We start from the raw sequence: 26,617 nt of genomic DNA on the forward strand, positions 1-26,617 counted from the left end.
GCGGACTTTTTTTGAACATCTTCGCGCTTTAATGCAGTATCTTCCATTCGATGACTGGGATCATTTGATGCGGTTTATGCTGAAAGGACTCAACGGCACAATTCCTGACTCCGGGTAGGGTTTTAAAATGAGAATTGCTGACTTTGTACACCTTGCTGGCTTTTTCAGTGCTGACCTGGACGGTGATTCTGTTCAAAATCTGGGAATTCAGCAAAGACAGTTATTACAACCGCCGCTTTTACAACCGGTTTTGGGATGTGCCTGATCTGGCGGCTGCTAAAACCCTGCCTGCCCATGTATCCCGCGGCCCCCAAGCACGGCTTGCAAGCAAAGGTTATGCCTGGTTGGACGGACGCCAACAGTCAGCAGGTCAGCACCTTAAATATCGCGGCGCTCCGGCTGAGATATTGGAACAAACTTTACTCATGCACATGCAGAAAGAACTGCGGGCCATGGAAAGCGGCCTGACCATGCTTGCCAGCATCGGTAGTACCGCACCGTTTGTCGGCCTGTTCGGCACCGTGTTAGGCATCATGCACGCGATGCATGAAATTACCGAAAGCGGTTCGACCAGCCTGGATGTGGTCGCCGGCCCTATCGGTGACGCCCTGGTCGCCACGGCCATCGGTATTGCCGTCGCCGTACCGGCGGTGTTGGCTTATAACTTTTTCTTGCGCCTGGTCAAACAACAGCGCTCCGGTTTGGAAAACTTTGTCGTCAGCTTTATGCATATCGCTTTCACATCCGATAGCCCGAGTAAGGAATAATCATGGCCTTTAAACCGCAATCAGAAACGCAAGAAGCTATGAGTGAAATCAACGTCACCCCGCTGGTCGATGTGATGTTGGTATTGGTGATTATTCTATTGGTGACCGCACCGTTATTGACGCAATCCGTGCATGTGACCCTGCCCAAAACCGCCGAGACCACAGCGGATGTGAAAGAGCAGCCGTTGCAGTTGGGTATCGACGAGCAAGGGATGATTACCCTCAATAAATTGCCCCTTGCCGATCTCACTGAATTAGAAACGGCTTTGAAGGATGAACTTGCGCAAAACCCGGAAGCAGCTTTGCATTTATATGCCGATCAAGCTGTGGTTTATGCCAAGGTAGCTGAGGTGATGGCGACTGTTCAGCATGCGGGGATTGCGAAAATAGCTTTTGTGACGGTGGAGCAATAGTTTGCCCGCCCGGATTTATAACACTGCTGACCTAAGCACTGTAGGTGCGAAATCATTCACTCTTTCGATGCGACATGGCCGAATAAATTCGGCCCTACACCAGATGTGCCGACGTCAGGGGGCTCATGTGTTGCGATTAATGGACTGTATTGGTGATGACGAGCCACAGAAGCCTAGCGGGCTGCATTCCCGCGGAGATCGCATAGGTATCTACACAATTTTTTTATACATTAAATACAATGAGTTGAAAATCAATCTTGCTCCCTCTCCTATTGGAGAGGGCTGGGGAGAGGAGAATAAAATCAACTATTTATATCCCCCTCATCCCCGCCTTCTTCCTGAAGAAGGAAGAAGGAGCAGGCACTTGTGTGAATATCCATGCGGAGACCGTGGGAACGATATAAACCACAGAGAGCACGAAGAACACGAAGTTTTTTGGGCGTCTTTTCTTCGTGGCCTTCGTGATCTTCGTGGTTAAAATTTCAAAATGAGAATTACTGATGAGTTAGCAACCCTACGCACGCTATGTTGTACGGTGATATTGATCGCGACCAGTTGCACCACCACGCCGGAACGAAATGCAGCTAATACAAGTGGCGTTATACCTAGCCACTGGACGGCTGCCAAGCCTTCAACAGCTCACATCATGGATGAGTGGGTAAACGCTTTTGCTGATCCTGTCCTGACCACGCTGGTTCACGATGCGCTAAACAATAATTTCAATCTGAAAGCTGCCGCAGCGCGAGTGGATGCGGCACGCGAACAGGTTGGTATTGAGGGCGCAGGCCGTTTGCCGCAGTTATCTTTTACGCCGGGGTACCAGAATGCCCAGGTCCGTGACGTTGGTTTGGAATCCAGCCGGTTTAGTGCATTCGAAGCGCTGTTCTCTATGAGTTGGGAAGTTGATCTCTGGGGCCGAATTAAAGCGTCCCAACAGGCGGTTCGACAGGAAGCAGCAGCCGTATCCGCCGACTTTCAGGGCGCTCGACTGTCTTTGGCAGCCCGTACCGCGCAAAGCTATTTTGAGCTGATCGAGGCAAGTCTTCAGGTTGAAGTTGTCGAGCAATCGGTCAAGGATCGCCGTACCATTGTTGAATTAGTGCGCGGCCGATTTGCAAGGGGCTTGACTCGCGGTCTGGATTTGCGTTTGGTGCTGACCGATTTGGCAAATGCCGAAGCGCAACTTGCTCAGGCCCGAAATCAGGTGCAAATCGTTACGCGCAGGCTGGAAGTTTTGCTGGGGCGTTATCCGGCTGCTAGTAGCAACGTGATTAATCGAGTCTCTGCCGATTTACCCGTGCCGCCAGCCGTGCTATCCGCAGGATTGCCGTCAGAATTACTGGAACGCCGACCGGATCTGATTGCTGCTTTTACGAGACTGCGAGCGCTAGATTCCCGAGTTGAAAGCGCGAAAAAAGCGTTATTACCAAGAATTACCCTCACTGCCCGAGGTGGTACCAGTAGCTCGGACTTGGCAGATTTGGTTGACCCTCGCGCCCTCGCCTGGAATGTGGCCGCAGGTCTGGTACAGCCCATTTTCACCGGAGGACGGCTCAAGGGCGAAATACGCCTGAACGAGGCGCGTACCGTAGAGGCGCTTAACAATTATCGAAGCGCCGCGCTGAACGCCTTTCGCGAAGTGGAACAAACACTGGCCGCAGAATTTTGGCTGAGGGCGCAGGAACAGGCGCTCAAGGAGGCTGTGGAGCAAACCCGTGCCAGCCGTAAACTCGCGGTGTATTCGTACCGTCAGGGTCTAATCGAAATTCTCACTCTGTTGGACAGCTACCGCAGCACCTTGAATGCTCAAAGCGAGTATCTTTTGGTTAAGCGGCAATTGCTTAGTAATCGTATTGACCTTTATCTGGCCTTGGGCGGTGGTGTTTAATGCTGAAAAAAAACCGGCTGCAAATCATCTTGCCTGCCATCCTGTTGCTGATGAGCATCGGCGCTGCATGGGCTATTATGGCTTTGCGTCCACGGATAGTCACGCAAGCCCCGAAGACTGAAGTGCCTCTGGTGTCCGTTATTCAGGTTGAACCGCAAACACTCAGGCTCACCGTTCATTCCCAGGGCATCGTCACGCCGCAGCATGAAATTGATTTGATCCCGGAGGTGGCGGGCAAGGTCATCCGCCTGCATCCGGGTTTTGTCGCAGGCGGATTTTTTGACCATGACGATTTATTAGTGGCCATCGATCCGCGCGATTATGACTATGCGATTGTCCAGGCACAGGCACAAATTGCCGAAGCCAAACGCCAACTGGCGATGGAAGAAGCGCAAGCCGATCAGGCTCGCAATGAATGGCAAGCGTTGGGTGATGGGGCGCCCTCGGCTCTAGCCATGCGCGAGCCGCAACTGGCCGAAGCTCGCGCCAAACTTAAAGCCGCGGAAGCCAATTTAACGCTAACCCGGATTAAACGCAGTCGGTGTGAACTGCATGCACCCTTCGCCGGGCGCTTACAGGCCAAAAATATCGGCCTGGGTCAATTTATCCAACCGGGAGACAAACTCGCCCGGATTTATTCCACCGATGTTGCTGAAATCAGATTGCCACTGTCCACTGACCAGCTTGGCTTTCTCGATTTACCATTAGGGGGAAGCAACAGCTTATCGCATTCCCAAGCTCCAGCCCTTCGACAAAGCTCAGGACAGGCTTGGGAACGCGGCCCCAAAGTCATACTGACCACTGAATTCGCAGGCAAGATGCAAACCTGGGAAGGTCGCATTGTGCGCACCGAAGGCAGCTTGGATGAAAGCACCGGGGTACTCTATGCGGTTGCCGAAGTTCAGGAACCGTACCAGGAAAAAGATAATCGTCCGCCGCTACTCTCCAAATTGTTTGTACAAGCTGAAATAGAAGGCAAGGCAATGCACGGCTTGTTTGTGTTGCCGCAATCTGCAATGAATGCCAGTCAGGAAGTGCTACTAATTGACGCCGGACAAAAACTGCACATTCGTCGCCTTGATGTGTTGCGAAACGAGCCGGATCGAATTCTGGTAAAAAAAGGGCTGAACACAGGTGACCGACTTGTGACATCAGGCCTTCAGATGCCGGTGGAAGGCATGACAGTCAGGATTGATGAGAATTCAAAGAGTGAAAGTCCAAAGGCGGATAGTCAATGAATTCGTCTCAAAAACTTCAATCTACCGGTCTGCTAGCCTGGTTCGCCTCTAATCCGGTGGCGGCCAATTTGTTGATGGTGCTGATCTGGTTTAGCGGTATTGTCAGCCTGTGGCGTATCGATAAAGATGTCTTGCCGTCCTTGGTATCGGATAGTATCGAGATCACCGCACCCTATCCGGGGGCGGGATCTGGCGAAGTCGAGAAATCCGTGTGTATCCAGTTGGAGCGCGCCGTATTCGATTTGCCTGGGATCAAGAATCTAACCAGCGAAAGCACCGAGGGAAAATGTACGGTACGTACCGGCATTCAAGAAGGGTACGATCTGCAAAGCCTGTTGTCGGCTATCCGTATGCGTACCTTGACGATTTCCCAATTACCCAAAGCAGTGGATCGAATTGAGGTGAAAGAGCTGAACTCGGGCAGTTTTGTCATCAATGTTATCCTTTTCGGTCCCGCTGACGAGCTAACCCTGAAACGTTTAGGGGAAGGGATTCGAGACGATTTACTGCGCATTCCGGGCGTGATTAGGCTCGGCGATTTTACCGCAGAAGCACCTTATGAAGTGTCGGCGCAAATTCCAAGCGCCCGTTTGCGGCAATTGCAGCTTTCGCTTCAGGAAGTGGCTGAAGCGGTGAGTCGATCAGCCGTGGACCTTCCCGGCGGCGTCCTCAAATCACCTGCCGGTGAATTACTGCTGCGAACCGATGGCAAAATAGAAAATGGCGAAGTGCTCGCTCGTTTACCGTTGATAGTCACTCAGGACGGTCAGCAGCTTCGCCTCGGCGAGGTGGCGACTGTAACCGACGGTCTGGCCGAACATTGGGCGGAAGCGCGTTTTCAGGGGCAACCGGGCTATGGCATCGAAGTTTATGCACGCCATAACACGGTTGCAGTGGCCGAGCGCGTGAAAGCTTATGTTGCCGACCGGTCTACGAGGTTGCCGGAGGGGTTGCAGCTTACCACTTCCTGGGATGCTTCGGTGTCTTTTGCTCAACGGCTTGACACCTTGGTGCAAAACGGACTGTCCGGATTCTTATCGGTCTTTGCCGTGTTAATCGTTTTTTTGCCAACGCGTGTTGCGGTCTGGGCGGCGCTAGGTGTGCTCACTTCAGTGCTGGGCGCACTGTGGTTGATGACACTTCTTGATATTTCGCTGAATATGCTGTCCCTGTTCGGTTTTCTGCTGGCCACGGGGATATTGGTCGACGATGCTATCGTTATAGGGGACAATATTCACAGTCTGCAGGCTGAAGAAACGAAACTTGAGAGCGCCGCCCCCACCTTAAGAAACTTTCCGGTAAAAGACTTTGATGTCGTTATTCGCGGCGTACACGAAATGGCGCTGCCCGTAATTCTGGCTGTACTGACGACAGTGGTCGCCTTCTTGCCGGGGCTGTTTCTTCCCGGCTGGGCGGGACGAATGATGCAGCCGATTTGTTTGGTAATGGTTTTGGTGCTGGCGTTATCCTTAGTCGAAGCGTTGCTGATTTTGCCGGCTCATTTGGCAATTGTACCGGGCGCACGAACTGATCCTGGTTATTTGGAGCGGTTGCGTAATGCGGTAAACCACGGACTGAAGCGTTTCGTCGCTTACCTTTACCAGCCGTTTCTTGAATGGGCATTACACTGGCGTTATCTCGTATTATCCGGATTCGTAACGCTTTTGATGCTTTCTGGAGCGTTGGTTGCGGGAGGATACATCCGGTTATCCCTGGAAGCCGATGCGACGCTGGATAGCGTTTCGGCCCTTTTGACTCTGCCGCCCGGTTTACCCTATAGCGAAATGTGTACCCTGGCGACGCGTGCCGAACGGGCTTTGTTCGAACTGCGCGACACGCTGGATCGGGAACAACCACCCGGTAGCCCGAGCGTCGTGAAAAATTTGGAAACCTCGATTCACCCGGAGTGGACCGGTCTCTGGGTGGAAATAGCTCCTCATGCTCGACAACATCTGAAAATGGATGATTTCGTTCAGGTGTGGCGGAAAAAAATAGGCGATATCGGGCGAGCCAAGATTGATTTTAGCTATAAACAGGGGGATTTGCCCTACGATATTGAAATTGATCTGAGCGATACCGATTCGTCCCGGCTCGACCAGGCCGCAGAGACGTTAAAACAGCGGCTTGCTGCTTATCCTGGTGTTTATGATGTCACGGACTCTTCGAGTCCCGGCAAACCGGAACTGCGGGTACGCCTGAAACCCGAGGGCGAACGACTTCACCTGACGCTCAAAGACCTTGCCGAACAGGTTCGTGGCGCCTATTACGGCGAGGAGATTCAACGTTTCGTGCGCGGGCGCGAGGAAGTCAAGATCATGGCGCGTTTGCCTTTGGCGGAGCGACGTTCTCCGGATGCCCTGCAAGCCATGCCTATCAAGTTGCCATCGGGCGCCCACGCGCCGCTCGGCGCGTTGGCCGAGGTGCATTTTGTACCGGGTCATGCCCGTATCGATAGGCATGATCGCCGTTCCGTACTGAAAGTGCAGGCACGGGCTGATTCGCAAATGACTGATGTGAATGCCGTCTATACCGATCTGGAAAGCAATTCCCTGCCTGCTCTGTCGAAACGTTTTCCTCAATTGCATGTGGAATTCGGCCAAGAACGCCGGGAACGGAATGAGGCAATATCATCTTTGGCGCGCAATTTCCTGATTGCTCTCGTTATCATCTATGCCTTGATTGCTGTCCCTTTCCGTTCCTATATCATCCCGTTTGTGTTTTTACTGGCAGCTCCGGTTGCCTGGTGCGGAGGCGTTTTGGCCCATTGGTTGATGGGCCTTCCATTATCCATGGAATCCCTGGTAGGAATGGCCGCCGCCAGCGGGGTTGTGGTTAACGACAGCTTGGTGTTGCTGGATTTTATTCAGAAACGCCGGACGGATGAAGCAGGCGGCGAGATATCGTCCTATGAACAACTGCCCGTCTCAAATCTAATCCTGGAAGCTTGCCGCTCCCGTTTCCGCCCGATTCTGCTGGCATTTTTGACGTCTTTTGCCGGCGTCTTGCCGCTTCTGCTGGAAACCAGTGCGCAGGCTCAGTTTTTGATTCCGATGGCCTTGTCTTTATCCGCCGGATTATTGTTCGGTTTGTCCGCCAGTCTAGTGTTGACGCCGGTTTGTTATGCCATTTTAGAGAAAGCGTGAGGTTATGTTATGCAATGAATGCTTGCTCGTCGCATGACTAATAGCTGTCCGAACTATTTGAAAATCTGAAATATAAGAGGAGTTGAAAATGATACAAAGAATTTTTTTTACAGCGGTAATCATGGTCGCCACCGTTTCTGTCGGTACGGCCGGGATTATCACTAACGGGACTTGGTCGCCGAGTGGTTGTGGAACTGAACCCGTGGTTCCGGTTATTGAGCAGAGCAGCGTTGACGCCTATAACCAAAGTGTCAAGGCGATCAACGAATGGCAACAAAAAGCTAATGCCTATAATACCTGTCTGATTAATGAAGACAATGCAGACAATGCACTCATCGCCAAGGTGGCGAATGAGGAACAAAGCCGATTGCGGACAGCGATAGAAAAGATCAAGACTGAAACAATGGCAGCCAAAGCCAAGTTGGATAGTAAATAAAATTAAACTACAAAACACCATAGGAAGTATTTTGTGAAATGGCTTTACTTAATACCGAGTGTTGCTAGGTGTTGCATTTATGAGTTGAATTCGCCCAATATGCAAGAGGCAGAAAGTCTGTTTTTTTAGGCTTTTTTCGAAAAAAATTATGCTCGCCCGAAAATGATTACGCTGTAGTGAAAGATGCGGTTTTTCGGCCTATTTTGGTTTTATTGCGGCGTGAGGTGAGTTACCCGAAGTGAAATTCGGTGTCGAGAAGGAAAATTTAATTTTCAAAATCTCAAACAGACGCAGAATATCCGAGAGCAGGATATTGGTTTTGCCCGCTTCAATATCAGCTATGAGCAGTGGTTCGCATCCCGACACATTTGCAAGCTGTTGGATGGTTAAATTGCGAGATGCGCGGGCTGCTTTGATTGCAGTCGAGATTTCCGTAAAAACCGTGTCCTTCAAAACAGATTTTTGGAAAGTTAGGCTTTTATGCGGCGCGAGAGGTTCTTCGTGCTTGCCAATCCATTGCCATAACTTAGCAATACCCAGCCAGTATTTGTACGCAGTTTCTTCAGAAAAATGCCGGTGGGCTTTCCAGAAACCAATAACGTGGCGTTTACCTAGGCTGTGCAGCGAAATGACTTTCTCGGTCGACTCGACCCAATCAAGAAATTCAACAATCCTCGAAACCTGTTTTTTACGGTTTTCCTTGCCGCCGCCGCGCACATAATCCCTAAAATAGTTTTCCGATTTTTTAGCCAAGGTAAGCATTGGTAACTCCTGTGCGATGGTGACCGAGTTCAATTGATATTTGCAGACGGGCATCATGGTCGATTATTTTGGCATCTTCCTCGCTAACCTTCAGATAAATAGACAGATGCAGAATCCGCTCTTTTCTCGACCATCCTGCATCGACTGGTGAAGGGGCACTGGTAATTTCCGTATATCTTTCCTGGGCGTAGGCGTGGCGTTCCGGATGGAATGATATGCCGGCGATTTTGGCCTGCTCATAGCATTCTCGTCGGAAATCCCCGTAAAGCCTGTTTTTAGGGATCATGGATCTCCCATTCTGAATGGAAACAGCATTTTCCAGAGCCGTAATTCCACCCGGACGACAGGGGACACGCCTGCGCTTGCCTCCTTTTGTGCCAGCCTTCAGTGTTATACGACCCTGTTTCACTGCCTCTTTTAGCGCCAGCTTCGGGTTCAGCAGGCATGATTCTTTAAAACGCAGGCCAAATGCACGTTGCAGCCCGAGCAGGCAGGATATCCGATCGCCCACTATACGCTGAGCGGTTTGGTGCGTTGCCTCAGTCATCGCCTTGCTTTCAACGGGAATGTACACGCGTTTTTGAATCCCACAATCTTTGCCTGGACGAACGGTTTTCCACGCATCCCCAATCACGAGTTTAAGCACGGTGTTCACCGCAGAAACGTAGTTTTTGGGAGCCGAAGAACTTTTACGTTCGCCGGCATCCAGTTCACGCTGAAGTTGTTGCCCGTACTCGATGACAATCTCGGGCGTGACGTTCTCCATTTTTTTCACACCTTGTTCTGCCGCCCATTTTGAAAAATAGCCCCAGCGCTGACCGATGTCGTACTTGGACTGATAACCACCGTGAAACTTCCTGGCGACGATCATCATTCCTGCGGCCGCCATGTCTCTGGAACCGATCCCGTAATTGCGGCTCATAGGCCATCGCTATATAAGGTCATAGGCGTTTATTCTTGGCATGGTTGTTCCTTCCGGTTTCCCGGTTAAATTTCAGCTCCACTCCAAAAACGTTTTGTTTAGACGGTTTTGAGGTGGAGCCGGGGATTGTCCTAAATTTATGGGTCGCGAGCAGGAAAGCCCTGGCTCAAAATCCCTCTTTTTACACGGACACAGTTCTCGCGACGGTGAGCGAAGTTGCACGGGACAAATTCCCGGCGGACATGTGTAAAAGGATGGATCAATGCGCATTTTCGTACTCGCTGCGCGATGCGAGATTTATGGGTTTCCTCGTCTATCCGGTGTGTGTCAAGCATGCCGATCGTCCTACAGCGACGACGGTTTTGCCGGATTCCAAAGAGAATTTCCTGAAAAAGACAACTTTTGCCCCGAAAGTAGGCAGCGTAGGTCTTTGATTATGAAGCTGTAATGAATCGATTCTTAAAACGTCTCTGTTTAAGGGGCGTTAAAAAAAACCGAATAAGGGGACGCCCGCCGCAGATACGGGGCGATAGACCAAGACAGGGGATACACAATAATTCTGTCTGAAAAGTTGGACTGGGGGTAAAAAATGTTTTGCGCCTGTCCTGTGGGCAAGAGTTGACATTTTGGGATTAAAAAACAGCGTGATTGGCAAAAGTGCCACCGGGTAGGAAAAACCGGAGTAATTCGCGTGCTAGTTTGGAACGCCAAGAAATTAGCGAAAATCGGATAAGACATTGGTCGATCACGAGGGTGTGCATAGAGCACGAGGATATCCGGACATCTCGGGTCCAAATAAACACCGCAGAAGCGGCTATAGCGCACAGGGCGCAACGGAACTCGACCGATCGCGGACGATCAGAATTGAGCTATTAAAACAAATTAGCCAAAACTGGCCGTAAAAATATCAATATATACAATGGCCTGGGAGTTCCGTCCCACTCGCGAGCGAGCAATCCAGGTAAGAGACCTTTTCTATCCCGACGTCATACCGGCCTTTCGGGTGTAGAGCATCATGCAACATTCCCATTAATTGCCGGTGATTTTGACAGAACCCAACTGAAAGAGTCAAGCGCTCTAAAAATAAAATTAAAAGAGTCATTTTTTGGCCGTCTTTCACCCCGACAAAAGTAAAAAAATGCTGTCAAGATGTTCTCGGGTGCCCTAAGAAGCGAACAGAAGTCATAAAAACATCTCAGGTGTCGCAAGAAGTTCCAGGCTTTTTCGTGACGGAATATGCCAGAACTTCTGAGAAGTTCGGGTGCGTTCTCGGGCTGCTTTACAACGCTTTAGCAGTCGTGACCGGATAATTACAAAGAATGACCACGACCTCCAAGAAGCCTGAGGTGTTATCGGACGCTTTAAAAACCTCTTGGAGGTCGTAAAAACATTTAACAGATAATAACAGGAGCTAAATTATGATCATTCGTTCGATAGATGTAGGTTATGGAAACACGAAATTTTGCTACGGAGAGGGCGACGCTAAGCTCAAATACAGCCACTTCCCCTCAATTGCGTCATTATTTACGGGGCTGGATCGGGGCGCCGGGGTGATGATTCGACGGGACTTAGTCGAAGTGGAGAGTGATGGCAGCCGGTATCTGGTGGGGCGAGACAGTATTGACACCCTCTCTGCCCGTGATGATCGAGGCAGAACCTTACTTAACAGCTACATTGATACCCCGCAACACCTCGCCTTGTTTCGGGGGGCGCTGGCGTACATGGGTGAATCAAAAATCGATTTAATGGTTTCAGGATTACCCGTGAATTTTTTTGCCCAGCACAAAAATAAAATGGCGGAACGCCTAAAAGGTGAGCACGTCTATCCCGATGGCAAGCGGATTTATATTAAAGACGCGTGGATTATTCCTCAACCAATTGGTGGGTTTATCAATTATTTTATGAGCGCCAATCAGATCGATAATCTTACCGATTTAAAAAGCCTGACCATTGATGTTGGTTATTACACGGTTGATTGGTTGGTGTGTAGAGGCTTAAAACTTCAGGACGAACGGAGCGGTAGTACGCCCGGCGGAATGTCGCTGGTTTTGGACAAATTAACGCATTTAATCAGCGAAGATCGCCAGGCGCCCTTTTCAGATGTCAATATTGTCGACGCCGGTATTCGAAATGGATTTAAGGCTCGAATACAGGGCAAGGAATATAATTTCGCGCACTTAATCAAAAAAATGGATGCCTATATTATTACTGCAATCCAATCGGTTTTAAGCAGCGTTGGTTCATTGGATGATATTGACGTTATCGTTTTAGTTGGCGGTGGCGCAAACTGCTATAGGCCGATTATTGAGGAGTTATTAAATGGCCGTGAAATTATAGCGCCAGATGATAGTCTCTACTCAAATGTTAAGGGATTTTATTTGGCGGGTAACGAGCGCGTTAAAAAATTAGGGAGTTAATTTGATATGGAGAGAATCAGAATTAACCTGACACTAGAATCGGATTCAGACGCTGATCTGTATGGCTACTTAATAGATATCCCACCAAGACGCAGAGCGACATTATTACGCGCTTTAGCCATGCAAGGACTAAATGGCGGTCATCTTTTAAAAGCCGGAATAACAAAAACCGTTACGGAAAATAAATCAGAAACACCGAACTCAGCGATTAAAAAGGATGCGCCGATAATCATAGACGATGCAAAACAGAAATCATTCAGCGATGCATTTGACGACATGATGGAAATCCATTAATCAAATTAATAATATTGATGATAGTTTATTCAATACTGCTGAAGGCTGATTACCTGGAAGGACTTGTGAAGTTTTCCAAAAATAAATCACAAAAACAGCGTTTTTACCCCTTGCATATTCATTGACCTGTGAGAAATTAAGGTTTTAGATCTCAAGCTTGGGGAATTGCTATGTTCAAGTTGTTTATATTTCTGGTAGTGAGCGGATTATCAGGCTGCACACAAGCTCAACGTCTTGCCCTGATGGAAAATGCGGAAATAGATAGATGTGCGATGAACCGTATGACGCAAACCAAGATCAGTGGCCAACACGGCTACTTACGAGCCCGATACGAATGCCGCCATGAGGTTATCGATAATAAGTTGGCGAAATCTCTTCGTGCAGAAACTAAAGAGCAACAAATAGAAAGAGAGTTAAGGAGATTCGTAATCTACTGAACATTGTAAACGGCTCGCGTATGAAAGCAGCCGTGCTCGCATTTAACGCTATTTTCGGCTCACATTCCATTGTTATGGGCTCACACTAATTGCAAATGCCGGAAGGTTCAATATTTCGTCTCACAGAGGGAAATCGCAGTATCAGGGTAACAGTATGATCCCGCAAAGATGACGGATTAGAGTTGAGTAATTTTTTGCAATGTATAGCACTAAGTGTTATATTTTAACACTAAAGATAGAGCAACGAACAAGCAGGACAGCGTGCGGATATTCAAAAATAAGGCCTTCACACGATTTGCTAAAAAGTCAGGAATAGACGATGCCAGCCTATGCAAGGTGATCAGGAACGCCGAACGGGGATTACTGGATGCCGATTTAGGCGGCGGTGTTATCAAGCAACGTGTCGCCCGCATCGGTGGCGGCAAGTCGGGAGGGTTTCGCACCCTAATCTTATTTCGCATAGGGATATTGGCGTTTTTTGTTCATGGCTTTGCCAAGAATGAACAGGCCAACATAGACGATGACGAACTGGTGGCATTGCGGAAATTGGCGGCGGTCATGCTTGACTATGACGACGCTGCACTGTGCCGTGCGTTGGAAAACAAAACATTGATAGAGGTGATCTGCGATGAAAAAACAATACCGTAGCCGTTTGATGGCATCTGTGCATGAAACCGCCGAAGGCCTGCATGAAGCAGGGGTGATGGACAAGCGCACCTTGCGACAATTTGACGAACTGTGCCTAACACCGGTCAAGCCCTTGCAACCGGAAGAAATCCGTGCGCTTCGGCAGCGGGAGCGGGCTAGTCAAGCCGTCTTTGCACGGCATTTGAATGTCACAACCGGCTTGGTAAGCCAATGGGAGCGCGGTGAGAAGCATCCACAAGGTGCATCCTTAAAACTCCTTTCCCTGGTTGCCAAAAACGGGCTGGAAGCCATCGCCTAAAGCAAAACGCCAAGCCCGCTTGGTCTGGTCGGATCAAGCGGATAGATGTGAGCCAAAAGTGGAATGCGTGGAAAATGTTCATAAAATCCAGGCATCATAAGCATTGCGATTTTTTATTGCCTAAATTCGACGCCGAATTTCACTTCGGGTAACCCACTCACGCTGCAATAAAATTAAAACAGGCTGGAAAAGTGCGTCTTTCACCACGACACAGTAGTGTGTCGCTGGCATAATTTTTTTTCAAAAATTAATCCGGCTAAAGAAAAATGCTCTTTAACTCACCCGAATTCATCTACTTTTTTCTGCCATTCTCGATAACTGCTTGGTGGGTCCTACAACGAATGAAACGCGAGCAAGATGCGCAATGGCTGGTTGTCATCTGTTCCATTTACTTTTATGGCTGGTGGGATACCCGTTATGTGCCGCTATTGATAGGGAATGCCCTGGGTAATTTCTATCTGGGGCAGAAGATCTCGCAGACAAAGTCGAAAACGCTTCTGATCGCAGGATTGATAGTCAACATCGGCTTGCTTGGGTATTTCAAATACGCTGATTTCTTCATTGAAAACTGGAATGCGTTGGCCGGCAGTCAGAATTCTCTATTGCACTTAGTATTGCCTCTTGGCATATCGTTCTTCTCCTTTCAGGTGATTGCTTACCTGGTCGACTGTTACAAAGGTTATGTCAGCGATTTCAATCTGCGTCGCTTTGCGTTTTCGATTTCGTTCTACCCGCATTTGATCGCGGGTCCGATTCTGCATTACTCCGATGTCATGCCTCAACTACGAGGCCGCATTGTTTTTGATGCTAGACAGTTTTCGCAAGGCTTGTTCCTGTTTGCGGTCGGCCTGTTCAAGAAAAGCGTGATTGCCGACCGCATCGCCGAAAAAGTTGATCCCTTATTTGCAGCGAACAGCGTGCTACAATTTTTTGAATCCTGGGTTTCGGCTATAGGCTATGGCTTACAAGTTTATTTCGATTTCTCCGGGTATTCGGATATGGCAATCGGCATCAGCCTGATGTTTGGCATCATTCTGCCACAAAACTTCAATTCCCCTTACCAGGCAAACAGCATCGCCGACTTTTGGAAACGCTGGCACATGACGCTGTCCAGATTCCTTCGGGATTATCTATATATTCCATTAGGCGGTAATCGCAACGGTTTTGCCAGGGGATTATTGGCCGCCGCCGTCACCATGATCATCGGCGGATTCTGGCATGGCGCCGCATGGACGTTCGTGCTTTGGGGCGTTTTACATGGGCTGTTCATTGGCATTCACCGACTCTGGATGAAAGCCGGTGTCAGAATGGCCGAGCCGCTGGCTGTAGCCATTACATTCCTGTCGGTCACGGTGGCCTGGGTGGTATTCCGTGCAGAATCAGTCACACAAGCTATTTCCATCTGGAAAGGGATGCTAGGGATCAATGGTTTTGCCATCCCCAGTGTCGTATCTGGATTTTGTCAGACCTGTACCCAAACCACATTAATCACCGGCATGGAATTTGTACAAGGCGGCATTTTGTTGGCGATTTGCCTGGAATATGTCAACGCCCAGAAAATAGCACAGCAACTTGAGCCGAACTTCAAAAACCTTATCTTTTTCACCACACTATTTTTTACCAGTATCTGGTTGTCAGGATCCCATGAAAGCTTTATCTATTGGCAGTTTTGATTCGTTTTGGAAAGTGGCATTAGTAGCTGGTGGCATTGTCGCCTGGTCATTGCCGGTCTGGAACGTGGTGGTAAATCCATACCAGATCTTCAATTACGCATTTTCGATAGGTGATCGTTTTTCATCCTCGACAACCAATGAGCGGTTTTTGAAGGTTGAGTATTTGCTGAATGAGGCCAAACAAACTTCACCGAACTCACCCGAAGCGATCATTGGACAAATTAATGATGAATCGCCCAGAGACGGTGATTCAGGAAAAACACTGAACACCATGCATGATGCCTTTATCGTGGGATCGTCGGTCATGGGCTTGGTGGATCCTGCTTTGGTGAATCGCTATTTTCCAGACAGGCACTTTTACAATCTGGCATTTTTAGCTGCCAAGCCCGATGAAATTCTGGCAACGTTGCGAGGATTGAAACGGGAGGGAGTGACGATTAAAACCGTAGTGTACGGGTTGGAACCCATCGCCTTTACCGACATTAAATCCTATGGGCTGGCGTATCAGTTACACCCAGAAGCCGGAGACCAAAGTCGGCAACGTGTTATTTTTGATTACTTGTTTGCTTCAAGCCTTTCGGACGGATTTAGCCGGTTAGTAACCGCTATTAGCGGCAAGCCGTCCGTCAGGTACGACATCGAGGGAACGGGGCGATATTACCTGGAACGCTATGACCGGGAGATTGAGAAAGATCATGAGGCGTTTATGCGCAAACAGTTCCCTGTCAACGCCAAACCTGTTAAAGCGCCACCGTGGTTTGACAGTCGGTTTGAGGATTTTCGGAAACTGGCTCAGTGGTTCAAAGATGAAAGGATTGATGTCAAATTCTATTTGAATCCGCTGCATCCTTATGTTGCAGATGCCTATGGAGCTAAGCGGCTGGCTGAATTTAAGCAAAAGATTACCGAAATGAGCAGAGGTGGCGGTATCAGGGATTGCACTGACGTTTTAAGTGGAGATGACATTAACCGGCAATTTTATGATTACAAGCATTTTAGGCCGGAGGCGGCAGGTGTTGTAACAAAATGCGGGCTTTGATTCATAAACTGAAGTTTCCCAGTTTTTAAACAAAGCCAATCACGCTGCCTATGCGGGATAGAGATTTAATGCAGGGTTTGCATAATTTATAGCAAACCCCACTTTAATTCGTTTTCCTATATACGTCACGAGCACAAAAACTGGGAAACTTCAGTTCATAAATACAGGCGGTTAAAATAGCTTCAGGTTTTCTATAATCAACCACTAATCCTTGTTTGTCTTTATAACAAACTCCTCCATACCAATCAATATGTCCCATTGCGGAATAATACCGCGTGTTGGGGTAAATTATAAAAGGCATAAGGATTAAGAAATTGATTGCCCATAAACAGGCGTTTATCGATTTCCGATAGCGTGGCTTCGTCGCAAATTTGATCCCAATGATCCACGATGACTGCGATTTGATGTCGGATAATGTCGGCGGCTTCTGCAGCACTTAAGTTAAAGTGAACAGCCGCCTCAAGACAGGTTCGCAACTGACTATAGCGATTATTTTCAGTGATAAGCATGGCTTGTGTGGCTTCTTGCCCAGTCCGTCCTTGCGGGCAAATATCAAAAGCCGGCGTTAATTCAAATTGTCTTCCATCCCAAAATGCAGCATGGTTACGCGCGTGATCATCAGTATTGCCAACCAGGATATTGAACGTTATCCGGCTATAGAGTTCTCGAAGCGTTTGACGTGGATGATAAAACTGACCTCGGATGAGTGCAGCTAAATCAGGATAACTTGCATATTGTGGAAAATATTCGCTTAACGACAATAATGTCAATGCAGAGACCATTAGACGACGTGTCCAGGCGTTTTCCATAGTGTTATAAAGCCGATCAAAGCGTTCTATGAGAAGAACATCTTTGCCTATGCTGTGAACCATACTGACATTTGCAACATTTAACCCTGCCAACTTAGCCAGACGCATTGCAATAAACTCGGCTTTAACCACACTATAGCTGTCATTAGACGCAGAAAATTTTGCAATATATTTGCGGTTATTTTTTTGATCATCAATTAATACTTTGGGTCTGGCGCCGCCAATACTGGTTCCATGCTGAATAGCTTTGCAAAGTTCCAGAGGCAACGGTATACCGCGATCCACTAGATCAGCCGCTTCGGTCAACGCATCCAGTGAGGCAAAGCCGGTTTCTCGTGAAACATATTCGGATGCACTACATTGAAAATCAAGTCCGCCAATACGATCAGAACCTGATTCCAGCATGAACGTTAATTCATTAAGCGCCATGGTATTAGCTTCCTTGCCCGCTTTCCCCGTCAGCTTATTGATGATCACCCTACGTCCCCAGGCATCAGGCGCACCATCACGCAAACAGGAAGCCATCTCGAATACCGGAACTTGGGTACCTTGAACCAAGGGAAGTTCCGGCTCAAATATCGGAATGGCATTTTCCCGTTTAAGGTAGCTCTTACCATAAGTAAAAACATACTTAAGAGATTGTGCGGTAATAACACCGGCCACCACCGGATCTGTAGCCCCCGGTAACCAAATCCAGACATAAGCGCGATCATTAGAAATTGTCATCAACGATCACTTTAGACTTACGAACTCTGGACGGTAATAATGCGGCTTTCTCGGCAACGGTATGATAAAAACTGGCTGGGCTAGCGCTCTCCGGTTGCCAGAGCGGTACACCTGTCAAAACGGCTGCCTCCAGAACCGTGCCAATGGCAATGCCAGGATCACCTTTGAGAAGATGTTGAACAGTATGGCGTGAAACACCTAAACGCTCGGCCAGTTCGTTTTGTGTCCACTGTTGATTTTTGCGGCCAATATCAATCATAAGCGCTAATGTTGTTAGCACTTCTTTGGTATTGCGTGTTAAACGAACATTTTTTTGATTTCTCATGTTTAAAATAACAACCATTAAATGATTTAATGTTCATTATAACAGACATTATGCTCTATTTAAAAATGAAGATTGCGCGGGGGCAACAACTTAGCCAGCGACCAATCAGGTTGTTGTTTGAATCATTTTTCATGACCTTTCTTTTGAGGGAGCTTTACCTCCGGCATACTTCCGAATCGTATCTCGGCTCACGCCGGTAATTTTAGATTTTAGATATTTTGTGCTGTGAAAGCTTGGTTTAATGGACTATCGCGCGATTTTTTACTTACTGATGCCGACTCTGTAGCTTCTGGCCAAATAATCCCGGCAGGGGTTGCTGTTTGATCAAAAGAGGCCGCTTTTGCGCGTCTTTCACCCCGACGTAGAGAAAATCACCACTCTAAAATAGCGACTTTATTATTTAAACTGTTTAGAAAAAATGAAGTTCGAACTGGGTCAAGACGACTATCTTTTATCAAAAAATCAAACATCGTCTGTCTATTGCGACTTTGATGCTCTAGTCAACGCTCACATGCTCATTATGGGGAAAACGGGCATGGGGAAAACCACTTTTCTGAGACGAGTGATACAGCAAATGCATCGTTTCTCGCCGGCACCACGCATTCATATCATGGATGTGCATGGTGATATAGAGCTTAAAGGCGCTTCATCCGTTCGATTTTCAGAGTCCACTGAATACGGCTTAAATCCATTTGTTGTCAGCCCCGATCCTCATTTTGGCGGCGTCAGGAAACGCGTCCAGGATTTCATTGCAACCATCAACGGCTGTCGGCCAATAGGTTCAAGGCAAGAGACCATTATGCGCCACCTGATTACCGATCTGTACGCAGCCAATGGATTCTTTAGCAATGACCATAAATCATGGGTCATAAATGACGGCTTTACGAGGAAGTATCCAAAAAAACACCCTACCATGGATGATGCCTGTCGGTATGCCTACGCGAAACTTAAGCAAGTGATCATTGGCGGCGATACAAAATCCGGTCGTGCGTTAGAAGAACTTAACAAAGTCACCACCAAAATTTATCGTATTTCCAAACAGCAAAGCATCCCTGGAGCGACACTTGATCACGATCTTATGGAAAAAGCCATGACACATCGAAGCGATGCCAAAAAATACTTCATGGAATACATTGAAAACCTTGAAACCGGCAAAGAGCTGGAAGACTTCGTTAAGTATGAATCCAAAGAAGTATTGAAATCGGTAGTCGAGCGCTTCGACAACCTGAAAGCGAGCGGCATCTTTAAAAACCAGCCGCCACCGTTTGATCCCAATAAGCCCGTTTGGCGTTATGACATCACCGCGTTGCGTGAAGATGAAAAACGTATGTTTGTCGAATTCAGGTTGCAAGAACTATTCTCTGCTGCACTGGAAAAAGGTCCAGTTCGTCGTCAAGAGGAAGGCTTGTTGCGCGACATCATGATCATTGACGAGGCTCACCTGTTCTTTAGGGACGACCAGAACAACATCCTCAATACCATCGCCAAGGAGGGTCGCAAGTTTGGTTTAGGGTTAGTTTGCGCCAGTCAATCACCTACCCATTTTTCAGAAGATTTTTTCTCAAACGTCGCCACCAAAATTGTCCTGGGCGTTGATCAGATGTACTGGGACAACCTGGTGCGCAAAATGAAAATTGAATCGAAATTACTGCAATACATCAAGCCCTTTCATGTCATCGGTGTACAGATGAGCAACAAAGGAGAGACCAGATCACGCTTTACAATGGTTAGAGTGTCGGATTCTCGTGTCACACCAGCATAAAAAAATATCTTTTTAGTTAAACAGGGATTTAAGCATGTCGACAAATGAACAGTCCTTAACGGTTAACTTAACCGATCAAGAAGCCTGGGGTTTGACGCACAACTAAAGCGGATTGAGTTTTCGGAATTCCGAAATCATGCAGCCGATGAAGACGAGGCTTACCGCATGTTGCGTGTTGCAGAAAAAGTCCGATCCAGTCTGGCCGAGATAGGGTATCAGCCACGATGAAGGATCAAAAAGAACCAACAAAAACGATGATTACTTTGCTCTGTCCAGCAAAAAAATCAGACTCTACAAAGCAAAAGGCGGTTTCCATTTATGACAACAGACAACCCCATTAACTTACGACTCAAATCCTTTGCCCGTTTCGATGACGCCATGATTATGTGCGATCTTCTGAATAAAGAGACCGGTGATGAATACACGGTTGTGTCAGACAATCACCTGGGCTTCACGGCAAGACGGTGCCAGGAAAACAGGCAGAAGCAACAACAAAATCCCGTCGAAACCTACGATCATAATAATAGCGCTTATCGCCAGGCATTCAGAGGCTTTATTCCGCATTATTCGGAAATTACGATCGGGATATTACTGATTGCCAATCCTTACGCTGTTTTGGGCTGGATCTTTGCCTTGCTGAACATCCAGACCATACCTGAATGGGGCGAAGGTTTCAGATTAGGTGGTTTTTTACTGTTGCTATACGGTCTTCGCTTCATCTACAGCTACTACGCAATAAAGCTCTGGTTTGATGGTGATGGTGTAGTCCTGAAAAAAGGCATCATCGCTCAAGACCAGATTCAAATCCGCTTTGGCGACATTAAAACCATTGGTGTTCACCAAAGCATTATAAATAGGTTGCTGGGTATCGGCACGTTGCATCTCGATTCAGCAGGAACTAACGGAACAGTGGATATTGTATTTAATAACCTGATTGATCCGGTTTACATGCGCCGCCGAATTCAGCATTTAATCGACCAGTCTGCGAAACGTTGACCCGTATGATCAAAAAAATCGCCTCCATGCTGTCCTTCGGCAAAAAAGGGCAAGGTAAGATCGCTCTTAAAAAAAATGATACCAACACACAAAATCAAGTGATGGTCGATGAATATGTCTATCGATACCCACCCTTTCCCAAGGGAATACCGACGGCACCCATCGAAACGCTCATTAACAGCAATCAGGAGATGATTCAGCAGATTATCCTGGCCCGAGGCTTGGCTGGTAATCATAATGCAAAGAAAGCCGAGATAACAATATTGGAACCTATTCGTCATCTTGCCGAGATAGTTCATCTATTGCCGGCATCCGAAAAAAACCATTTCCGGACACCGGGCGGGCTTTTTCGGTTTAGTCTGGAAAGCGCATTGTTCGGTATTCGCTATGCAGAACGTCGTATTTTGACGCGCGTGACCCCGGAAATACGCAAGGAAAATGAAGCATTATGGACACACGCCGCCTTTCTGACAGGTTTGTTTAGCGAGTCCATCCTGGTAATTTCGCGGATATCTGTGTATTCCGAAGAGGGCGGGATTGAGTGGCATCCAGGTATGGAATCGATTTTTCAGTGGATGCAGCGGAATAAGCTAAAAAGCTATCACATTCGATGGAGCGAAAAAGAAGATCGATCGATGATTTACGCATTGGCCGGCAAAGCCATTAAAACAGAACAGGCGGAAATTCTGGCGCAAGGTGAAAAAGCCATCTACAAAACACTGCTGTCGGCATTGCACGATCAAGAAGATCTGAACAACTCGCTCGTTAAGATTAACCGGTCAGTGAAATACAAACTCATAGAACGTGACGAAGCGGGTGATCCATCGCGTTACGGTAAACCATTAGCAGGGATGCACCTTGATCCATGGCTGATTGACGCTATGCGACATCTGGTAGAGAAAAAGCGCTGGGTCGTCAACGAAGAAAATGGCCGATGTTGGCATGGTAAAGACGGGGTCTATCTGGTTTGGCCGCTAGCCGCCAGCGATATGCAGCGCGAGTTGAAAGAGTCAGAAAGCCCGTTTGTACCTAACACAAAAGAAATTTTGGCAGAACTCATGCAGGAAGCCGGAATTATCGAAAGCATAGGCATTGGTGGAGGCTATTTATTCGATATTGCAATTCCTCAATCCGATAGCCCGGAAATGAAATATGTGACAGCCATTCGCTTGGTGCGACACGAAATTTTGTTTGAAAAGGTTGCATACAGCCCACTGGATAAAAACTTGCAAATCCATTTTGAAGAAGAGGAGGAGGAACCGAATCAGGAGACCCAAAAGGCGGCGGTCAATAAAGAACCTGATACAAACTCCGAAAAGAGCATGGAATACAGTGATGATGCAGCTCCATCAGTATCAGAAAAACCGGCATCGGTACCAAGGAAAGAAACCGACAGGGATATCCTGTTTGGAAAACCAGACAAATTTAGCGACTCTGGGCAGGACGAAATTAAAGAATTATTGACATCAACGGAAACCGAAGAGATTGAAATAAATATTCTGTTCGGAAAACAGGCGAAGCCGGTAAAAACCAATCAATACGACGATGATTACGCATCAGACTACCACAATAAACAGACCGCTTACGCAAGTTCATCTGAAGTGGTCAACAATGCCAAAAATAAAAATCTATCTGAACTTCTCTCAACCGATCAGGAGTCGCCAGAAGTCCTAAGAAATTTAGATTCTAAAAAAACGGATAATCCGAAACCGGCTGAAAGCGCTTCAGAACTCTTGACGAGCGCTCGGAAGCCGCAGACAGTCTTTGAAGAACTGGATAATACAAAAAAATCAAGTCCAAAGACTGCCCCAAAGCCCTCAGAAGCTTTCAAGACTGCTGAGAAGCCAAGTAAAGTTAATTCGCCCCGTGAAACCCTACTCGAAGTCGATGAGAAACACAGTAATGCGACATCGGTTTTACTGAGTGAATTGACAGGAACATCAAAACCCCAAAAGAAAGACAAAATCAAGTCAACTGCAGGCACCACAAAAGCAGACAGTAATTCAGACATTTCAAAACTGTTTGGTAACACGAACACACAGAAAGAACAGCCCAACCATGACGACTTGAAATCGCGTAGCGGCATGGTGTTGAACAGGCTTAAAAAACTCCCGATTGAATTTTTGGAATTGAGACCCGGTGGAATTACCAAGATCATCGCTAAAGGGCTGAGGAATACTAATCTGAATCTGAGAGATTGTGTGTCCGTGTTGAAAGCAGCCGATCTATTGGTCTTGGTGGATGGCCTTGAAACGGGTATGGATTCTTTAGGCGAAAAGCAATCGCAATATTTTCTGGTAAAGGCTGATTTGTTGGATGGCGAATAATTACGACCCCTACATTCGCCAGCCCTATGAGCTATATATCGCGGCAGCCTGGTTTGTAGCGACAGCAACCACGTTCACGGCGTACCTTGTGCTGCCCGGCGGACATTCCATGATAATACCGTGGATCTGCTTTGGCTTGCTAACCTTGCAATCGGCGGTAAAAGGCCTGGATTTGGTGGGGCGTGGCCGGTTAGGTCAAATGCTGACGTTTCTGGATGTCGACAAGCTATTGAAATTGATCCAGCCTGAAATGATGTGGTTTGGCTGGGGGTTCGACTGGATGCCTATCCATACGCAGCGAGCGGTTGACACCATGCTATCCGGTATCAAAATGAGCGATGACCAGGAGCATCCAGGTAGCCCCTGGATACATGGACTGAATCTCGGCAAGGAAAATGAGATCAATATTCCCCTCAAGTCACTGGAAGGGCATACCATTATGTTTGGTACGACTGGCGCTGGGAAAACCCGGGCTTATGAGCTCATGGTAACGCAGGCTATTCAACGTGGCGACACTGTGATTATGATTGATCCCAAAGGTGACAGGGAGTTACGGGATCGCATGGAGCTGGAATGCAAGCGAGCCGGACGGGGTGACGCTTTCCTGTTTTTTCATCCAGCATTTCCCGGCTCATCAATCCGCTTAGATCCCATGCGCAATTTCACGCGCACCACAGAAATTGCTTCGCGAATCGCGGCATTATTGCCATCGCAATCGGGAGGTTCCGATGCTTTTACAGCATTCTCATTTCGAGCGCTAAACCTGGTTGCACAAGGCTTACTGGAAACCGGCAAACGCCCGTCCATTAAACAGTTGCGCTATTACATCGAGGGCGGCGCCGAAGCACTGTTGATTAAAGCAATCGAGGCACACGCCGATCGCGTCGATCCGGACTGGAAAAACAGTGCCGATCCTTTTTTTGTAAAAGCCAAGGCCGGCAAAGCCAAAAAAATGGAAACCATTACCAACCCGGAATGGCTGGCTATTGTTGAATGGTATCGAACCACACTAAGCAATGGGCCAAAAGGTTCGGAAGGCATTGATGGACTTCTGTCTCTGGTCGAGCACAATCGCATGCACTTTTCGAAGATGATCGCCTCGCTGATCCCGGTTTTGAACATGCTGACATCCGGCGATTTGGGCGATCTATTATCGCCTGACGAGGAAGATTCAAACGATCACCGGCCAATCTTTGATACGTCGAACATTATTTCCGGAAAGCATGTGCTGTATGTGGGGCTTGATTCCTTGTCAGATTCCATTGTTTCGTCGGCTATTGGATCCATTGTATTGGCTGATTTCGCATCGGTCGCGGGCATGATTTACAACAGCGGCAAGAAATTTGGGCGCATCTCAATGTTCGTTGACGAGGCGGCGGAAGTGGTGAATTTGCCGTTTATCCAGATTCTCAACAAAGGTCGTGGCGCCGGATTCCAGGTCGTCATGGCGACGCAAACCTTGCCGGATATTGTTGCAAGACTGGGCGACGAGGCCCGCGCACGGCAGGTTATCGGTAACTGTAATAATTTGATCACCTTGCGCATCAAGGACGGGGAAACACAAAAGTTTGTTGTTGAGACCTTCGGGCAAACCTACATTAAAACCGTTCAACAGAGCATTTCCAGCGGCGTTAATTCAGCCGAAAACTTTGCTCACTATTCCGGCAATAGCGGGCAGTCATTAACGTTTAGCGAACACGATTTGTTCCCGCAACACTTACTGGGGCACCTCCCTAATTTTCATTACATCGCATCAATAGCCGGCGGCCGTGTCATCAAGGGACGACTGCCTATTATTGCGCACTAGGATTTCACATGTCAGATCAAGCAGTTTTACTTTTTTTGAAAAAACCACTCAAACAGCTATTGCAATCGCCTTCCATTGAAATGAAAAAAGCATGCAGGGCCACAAGACGCCAACCCGCAGCACAAGAACTATTCGCACGATGGCCCAATCTACGCGAATCATCGCAGCGATTAACGTCACTGCTGACCTTGTACTGGCCCGATCCAAGAAAACGAGATGAAAGTTTACTGGTCAATTGTTTAGCGAGTGGGTTAAGCGATGCCGAACAAGTGATCCAAACCGATAATGACGATCTTGCCGAGCAAAAAGCCTTTATCTGTCGCGTATCCGAGGAATTGGTACAGTGCCTGGGATTGACGCTTATGATCAAGTACAAAGGGGGATGGTCGGCTTATGATCCGAATACTCATGGTTATCTGGATGACATTATGAGATCGTCAAGCGAAGAGTTAACATGGGTTAACAAACCCCACGATGCATTCGGGAGCCCACAGAGCAAAATCCTGTGTGCATCAAGAGTATTTACTATGAACGAGTTGAAATTAGCGGGATTATTGGAAAATTTTCACCGCAGTTTGACAGACTAACATCAATGGGGAAGCATTTCCTGATTTGGTTGATGATTATAATTTTTACGCCACTGGCATTGCCAGCGCTGTTAAGTCCAAAAACCATGTCACTGACTATACGGAAAGACTACAACGCCGCTATCAGTATTTTGGGTGAAAAGGACGAGATGAATAAGCAGCTGATCACGTTGTACAAAAATAACTTAACCTTGATTGCAGCGTTTGCCAATGAATTTCGAGATAAGCACGACGATTCAAATAAGTTCAGAAACAGCGGAGACAACATTGGAGAAGCGATAGCCGATATTCCAGGAGATTGGGCGGCATCGGTGAAACTTCAGGCCTATTGCATGGCCTTACGCATGGTCATTTTGTCAAAATGGTCAATCTGGTTGCTGATACCGATGGTGATGGGATTCATTGCAGGGATTTTCGAGCGGAGATTGAAATCCGATACCTTCAGTCCGCCGATACCGCCGATTTACAACACATCGGCTCACATGCTGTTGGCGTCAACCTTCATGATAATTTTGTGGTTGATTTGCCCCATCCCCATTCCGTTGTCAATCATTCCAACGGTTGCTGTAATCATTAGCGTCTTTATCAGCTTGGCGATTACGCATTATCCAAATTATTAAAACCGTAGAAGTCGAAGGAAGTTCTGGTGACATCTAAAGATGTCCAAAGTTTAGCGACAAAGGTATCCATTAGAAGTTGAGAGAACTTTTTTGAAGTCGTAACAAGTCTTAAAAACAAAGGGCGCAACCTATGCTAAATCAAAACTAGTGTTTAATTGCGTAAATTAGCTATTGTATTTTTTATCTGACTACCCTGTACCTCTCTTCGGCGCCATTTAAAAGGTTGAGCCTTCTGATTATGCCTTACGATAAAGGCCTCAATCGCACTCTTTAGCTCCTCAGC

Annotated in this window: 23 protein-coding genes; 19 read left to right on the top strand and 4 right to left on the bottom strand. The window is 47.6% G+C overall.

The features are described 5' to 3' along the window. Positions 1–167 precede the first annotated feature (167 nt). The 6 genes from Q7V21_RS05475 (at position 168) to Q7V21_RS05500 (ending at position 7,885) form a co-directional block, all read left to right on the top strand. Complete coding sequence (locus Q7V21_RS05475; protein WP_304916306.1) at positions 168–767, top strand: MotA/TolQ/ExbB proton channel family protein; 600 nt, start codon at positions 168–170, stop codon at positions 765–767. A 2-nt stretch (positions 768–769) separates the two neighbouring features. Further along, positions 770–1,180: a biopolymer transporter ExbD gene (locus tag Q7V21_RS05480; RefSeq protein ID WP_304916307.1), complete on the top strand. Its 411-nt coding sequence runs from the start codon at positions 770–772 to the stop codon at positions 1,178–1,180. A gap of 487 nt (positions 1,181–1,667) precedes the next feature. Beyond that, the gene (locus tag Q7V21_RS05485) at positions 1,668–3,068 is read left to right on the top strand and encodes an efflux transporter outer membrane subunit (RefSeq protein WP_304916308.1); all 1,401 of its coding nucleotides are present in this window, start codon (positions 1,668–1,670) and stop codon (positions 3,066–3,068) included. Next, positions 3,068–4,306 carry an efflux RND transporter periplasmic adaptor subunit gene (locus Q7V21_RS05490; protein ID WP_304916309.1) on the top strand — a complete coding sequence of 413 codons (1,239 nt, stop codon included), beginning with the start codon at positions 3,068–3,070 and terminating at the stop codon, positions 4,304–4,306. The genes Q7V21_RS05485 and Q7V21_RS05490 overlap by 1 nt, the downstream gene beginning before the upstream one ends. Next, complete coding sequence (locus Q7V21_RS05495; RefSeq protein WP_304916310.1) at positions 4,303–7,449, top strand: efflux RND transporter permease subunit; 3,147 nt, start codon at positions 4,303–4,305, stop codon at positions 7,447–7,449. The genes Q7V21_RS05490 and Q7V21_RS05495 overlap by 4 nt, the downstream gene beginning before the upstream one ends. A gap of 88 nt (positions 7,450–7,537) precedes the next feature. Continuing rightward, on the top strand, positions 7,538–7,885 hold the full coding sequence (locus Q7V21_RS05500; RefSeq protein ID WP_304916311.1) for a hypothetical protein: 348 nt from the start codon (positions 7,538–7,540) through the stop codon (positions 7,883–7,885). 198 nt (positions 7,886–8,083) lie between these two features. Here the strand turns inward: Q7V21_RS05500 and Q7V21_RS05505 are convergent, their stop codons facing one another. Then, positions 8,084–8,647, bottom strand: a complete 564-nt coding sequence (locus tag Q7V21_RS05505) for a helix-turn-helix domain-containing protein (RefSeq protein WP_304916312.1) — start codon at positions 8,645–8,647, stop codon at positions 8,084–8,086. After that, positions 8,631–9,569 carry an integrase domain-containing protein gene (locus tag Q7V21_RS05510; protein ID WP_304916313.1) on the bottom strand — a complete coding sequence of 313 codons (939 nt, stop codon included), beginning with the start codon at positions 9,567–9,569 and terminating at the stop codon, positions 8,631–8,633. Before Q7V21_RS05510 ends, Q7V21_RS05505 begins: the two co-directional genes overlap by 17 nt. 35 nt (positions 9,570–9,604) lie before the next feature. On the opposite strand from Q7V21_RS05510, the gene Q7V21_RS05515 reads away from it, so the two are divergent. From Q7V21_RS05515 to Q7V21_RS05545, 7 genes are all read left to right on the top strand, one after another. After that, positions 9,605–10,003 carry a hypothetical protein gene (locus Q7V21_RS05515; protein WP_304916314.1) on the top strand — a complete coding sequence of 133 codons (399 nt, stop codon included), beginning with the start codon at positions 9,605–9,607 and terminating at the stop codon, positions 10,001–10,003. A gap of 984 nt (positions 10,004–10,987) precedes the next feature. Then, positions 10,988–11,986 carry a PRTRC system protein D gene (locus tag Q7V21_RS05520; protein WP_304916315.1) on the top strand — a complete coding sequence of 333 codons (999 nt, stop codon included), beginning with the start codon at positions 10,988–10,990 and terminating at the stop codon, positions 11,984–11,986. 6 nt (positions 11,987–11,992) lie between these two features. Continuing rightward, positions 11,993–12,280: a hypothetical protein gene (locus tag Q7V21_RS05525; protein ID WP_304916316.1), complete on the top strand. Its 288-nt coding sequence runs from the start codon at positions 11,993–11,995 to the stop codon at positions 12,278–12,280. A 698-nt stretch (positions 12,281–12,978) separates the two neighbouring features. Beyond that, complete coding sequence (locus Q7V21_RS05530) at positions 12,979–13,365, top strand: type II toxin-antitoxin system RelE/ParE family toxin (protein ID WP_304916317.1); 387 nt, start codon at positions 12,979–12,981, stop codon at positions 13,363–13,365. Further along, the gene (locus tag Q7V21_RS05535; RefSeq protein WP_304916318.1) at positions 13,346–13,663 is read left to right on the top strand and encodes a DNA-binding transcriptional regulator; all 318 of its coding nucleotides are present in this window, start codon (positions 13,346–13,348) and stop codon (positions 13,661–13,663) included. The genes Q7V21_RS05530 and Q7V21_RS05535 overlap by 20 nt, the downstream gene beginning before the upstream one ends. Before the next feature lie 341 nt (positions 13,664–14,004). Further along, positions 14,005–15,336 carry an MBOAT family protein gene (locus Q7V21_RS05540; protein ID WP_304916319.1) on the top strand — a complete coding sequence of 444 codons (1,332 nt, stop codon included), beginning with the start codon at positions 14,005–14,007 and terminating at the stop codon, positions 15,334–15,336. Then, positions 15,308–16,375 carry a hypothetical protein gene (locus Q7V21_RS05545; protein ID WP_304916320.1) on the top strand — a complete coding sequence of 356 codons (1,068 nt, stop codon included), beginning with the start codon at positions 15,308–15,310 and terminating at the stop codon, positions 16,373–16,375. Before Q7V21_RS05540 ends, Q7V21_RS05545 begins: the two co-directional genes overlap by 29 nt. A gap of 245 nt (positions 16,376–16,620) precedes the next feature. Here Q7V21_RS05545 and Q7V21_RS05550 read toward each other — a convergent pair whose 3' ends face one another. Both Q7V21_RS05550 and Q7V21_RS05555 read right to left on the bottom strand, forming a co-directional pair. Further along, positions 16,621–17,910, bottom strand: coding sequence for a type II toxin-antitoxin system HipA family toxin (locus tag Q7V21_RS05550; RefSeq protein ID WP_304916321.1), 1,290 nt, complete (start codon positions 17,908–17,910; stop codon positions 16,621–16,623). Continuing rightward, positions 17,897–18,235 (bottom strand): helix-turn-helix transcriptional regulator, encoded by a 339-nt coding sequence (locus Q7V21_RS05555; RefSeq protein WP_304916322.1) that lies wholly within the window; start codon positions 18,233–18,235, stop codon positions 17,897–17,899. Before Q7V21_RS05555 ends, Q7V21_RS05550 begins: the two co-directional genes overlap by 14 nt. Before the next feature lie 418 nt (positions 18,236–18,653). On the opposite strand from Q7V21_RS05555, the gene Q7V21_RS05560 reads away from it, so the two are divergent. The 6 genes from Q7V21_RS05560 (at position 18,654) to Q7V21_RS05585 (ending at position 26,334) form a co-directional block, all read left to right on the top strand. Continuing rightward, the gene (locus Q7V21_RS05560) at positions 18,654–19,997 is read left to right on the top strand and encodes an ATP-binding protein (RefSeq protein ID WP_304916323.1); all 1,344 of its coding nucleotides are present in this window, start codon (positions 18,654–18,656) and stop codon (positions 19,995–19,997) included. 318 nt (positions 19,998–20,315) lie between these two features. Further along, positions 20,316–20,993 carry a PH domain-containing protein gene (locus Q7V21_RS05565; protein ID WP_304916324.1) on the top strand — a complete coding sequence of 226 codons (678 nt, stop codon included), beginning with the start codon at positions 20,316–20,318 and terminating at the stop codon, positions 20,991–20,993. A gap of 5 nt (positions 20,994–20,998) precedes the next feature. After that, positions 20,999–23,320 carry a MobH family relaxase gene (gene mobH / locus Q7V21_RS05570; RefSeq protein ID WP_304916325.1) on the top strand — a complete coding sequence of 774 codons (2,322 nt, stop codon included), beginning with the start codon at positions 20,999–21,001 and terminating at the stop codon, positions 23,318–23,320. After that, positions 23,310–25,127: a conjugative transfer system coupling protein TraD gene (gene traD / locus Q7V21_RS05575; RefSeq protein WP_304916326.1), complete on the top strand. Its 1,818-nt coding sequence runs from the start codon at positions 23,310–23,312 to the stop codon at positions 25,125–25,127. Before mobH ends, traD begins: the two co-directional genes overlap by 11 nt. A gap of 8 nt (positions 25,128–25,135) precedes the next feature. Then, positions 25,136–25,714, top strand: coding sequence for a hypothetical protein (locus Q7V21_RS05580; protein ID WP_304916327.1), 579 nt, complete (start codon positions 25,136–25,138; stop codon positions 25,712–25,714). A 32-nt stretch (positions 25,715–25,746) separates the two neighbouring features. After that, positions 25,747–26,334, top strand: a complete 588-nt coding sequence (locus Q7V21_RS05585; RefSeq protein WP_304916328.1) for a DUF4400 domain-containing protein — start codon at positions 25,747–25,749, stop codon at positions 26,332–26,334. Positions 26,335–26,617 lie beyond the last annotated feature (283 nt).

The sequence above is a fragment of the Methylophaga sp. genome (assembly GCF_030651745.1).

Excerpts from the sequence above, each read along its gene's own strand:
- Q7V21_RS05535 (WP_304916318.1), top strand. The coding sequence starts at position 13,346 with ATGAAAAAACAATACCGTAGCCGTTTGATGGCATCTGTGCATGAAACC.
- Q7V21_RS05480 (WP_304916307.1), top strand. The coding sequence starts at position 770 with ATGGCCTTTAAACCGCAATCAGAAACGCAAGAAGCTATGAGTGAAATC.
- Q7V21_RS05485 (WP_304916308.1), top strand. The coding sequence starts at position 1,668 with ATGAGAATTACTGATGAGTTAGCAACCCTACGCACGCTATGTTGTACG.
- Q7V21_RS05490 (WP_304916309.1), top strand. The coding sequence starts at position 3,068 with ATGCTGAAAAAAAACCGGCTGCAAATCATCTTGCCTGCCATCCTGTTG.
- Q7V21_RS05525 (WP_304916316.1), top strand. The coding sequence starts at position 11,993 with ATGGAGAGAATCAGAATTAACCTGACACTAGAATCGGATTCAGACGCT.
- Q7V21_RS05500 (WP_304916311.1), top strand. The coding sequence starts at position 7,538 with ATGATACAAAGAATTTTTTTTACAGCGGTAATCATGGTCGCCACCGTT.
- Q7V21_RS05550 (WP_304916321.1), bottom strand. The coding sequence starts at position 17,910 with ATGACAATTTCTAATGATCGCGCTTATGTCTGGATTTGGTTACCGGGG.
- Q7V21_RS05545 (WP_304916320.1), top strand. The coding sequence starts at position 15,308 with ATGAAAGCTTTATCTATTGGCAGTTTTGATTCGTTTTGGAAAGTGGCA.
- Q7V21_RS05505 (WP_304916312.1), bottom strand. The coding sequence starts at position 8,647 with ATGCTTACCTTGGCTAAAAAATCGGAAAACTATTTTAGGGATTATGTG.
- Q7V21_RS05565 (WP_304916324.1), top strand. The coding sequence starts at position 20,316 with ATGACAACAGACAACCCCATTAACTTACGACTCAAATCCTTTGCCCGT.
- Q7V21_RS05495 (WP_304916310.1), top strand. The coding sequence starts at position 4,303 with ATGAATTCGTCTCAAAAACTTCAATCTACCGGTCTGCTAGCCTGGTTC.
- Q7V21_RS05585 (WP_304916328.1), top strand. The coding sequence starts at position 25,747 with ATGATTATAATTTTTACGCCACTGGCATTGCCAGCGCTGTTAAGTCCA.
- Q7V21_RS05540 (WP_304916319.1), top strand. The coding sequence starts at position 14,005 with ATGAAACGCGAGCAAGATGCGCAATGGCTGGTTGTCATCTGTTCCATT.
- Q7V21_RS05560 (WP_304916323.1), top strand. The coding sequence starts at position 18,654 with ATGAAGTTCGAACTGGGTCAAGACGACTATCTTTTATCAAAAAATCAA.
- Q7V21_RS05555 (WP_304916322.1), bottom strand. The coding sequence starts at position 18,235 with ATGAGAAATCAAAAAAATGTTCGTTTAACACGCAATACCAAAGAAGTG.
- Q7V21_RS05510 (WP_304916313.1), bottom strand. The coding sequence starts at position 9,569 with ATGAGCCGCAATTACGGGATCGGTTCCAGAGACATGGCGGCCGCAGGA.
- mobH (WP_304916325.1), top strand. The coding sequence starts at position 20,999 with ATGATCAAAAAAATCGCCTCCATGCTGTCCTTCGGCAAAAAAGGGCAA.
- Q7V21_RS05580 (WP_304916327.1), top strand. The coding sequence starts at position 25,136 with ATGTCAGATCAAGCAGTTTTACTTTTTTTGAAAAAACCACTCAAACAG.
- Q7V21_RS05520 (WP_304916315.1), top strand. The coding sequence starts at position 10,988 with ATGATCATTCGTTCGATAGATGTAGGTTATGGAAACACGAAATTTTGC.
- traD (WP_304916326.1), top strand. The coding sequence starts at position 23,310 with ATGGCGAATAATTACGACCCCTACATTCGCCAGCCCTATGAGCTATAT.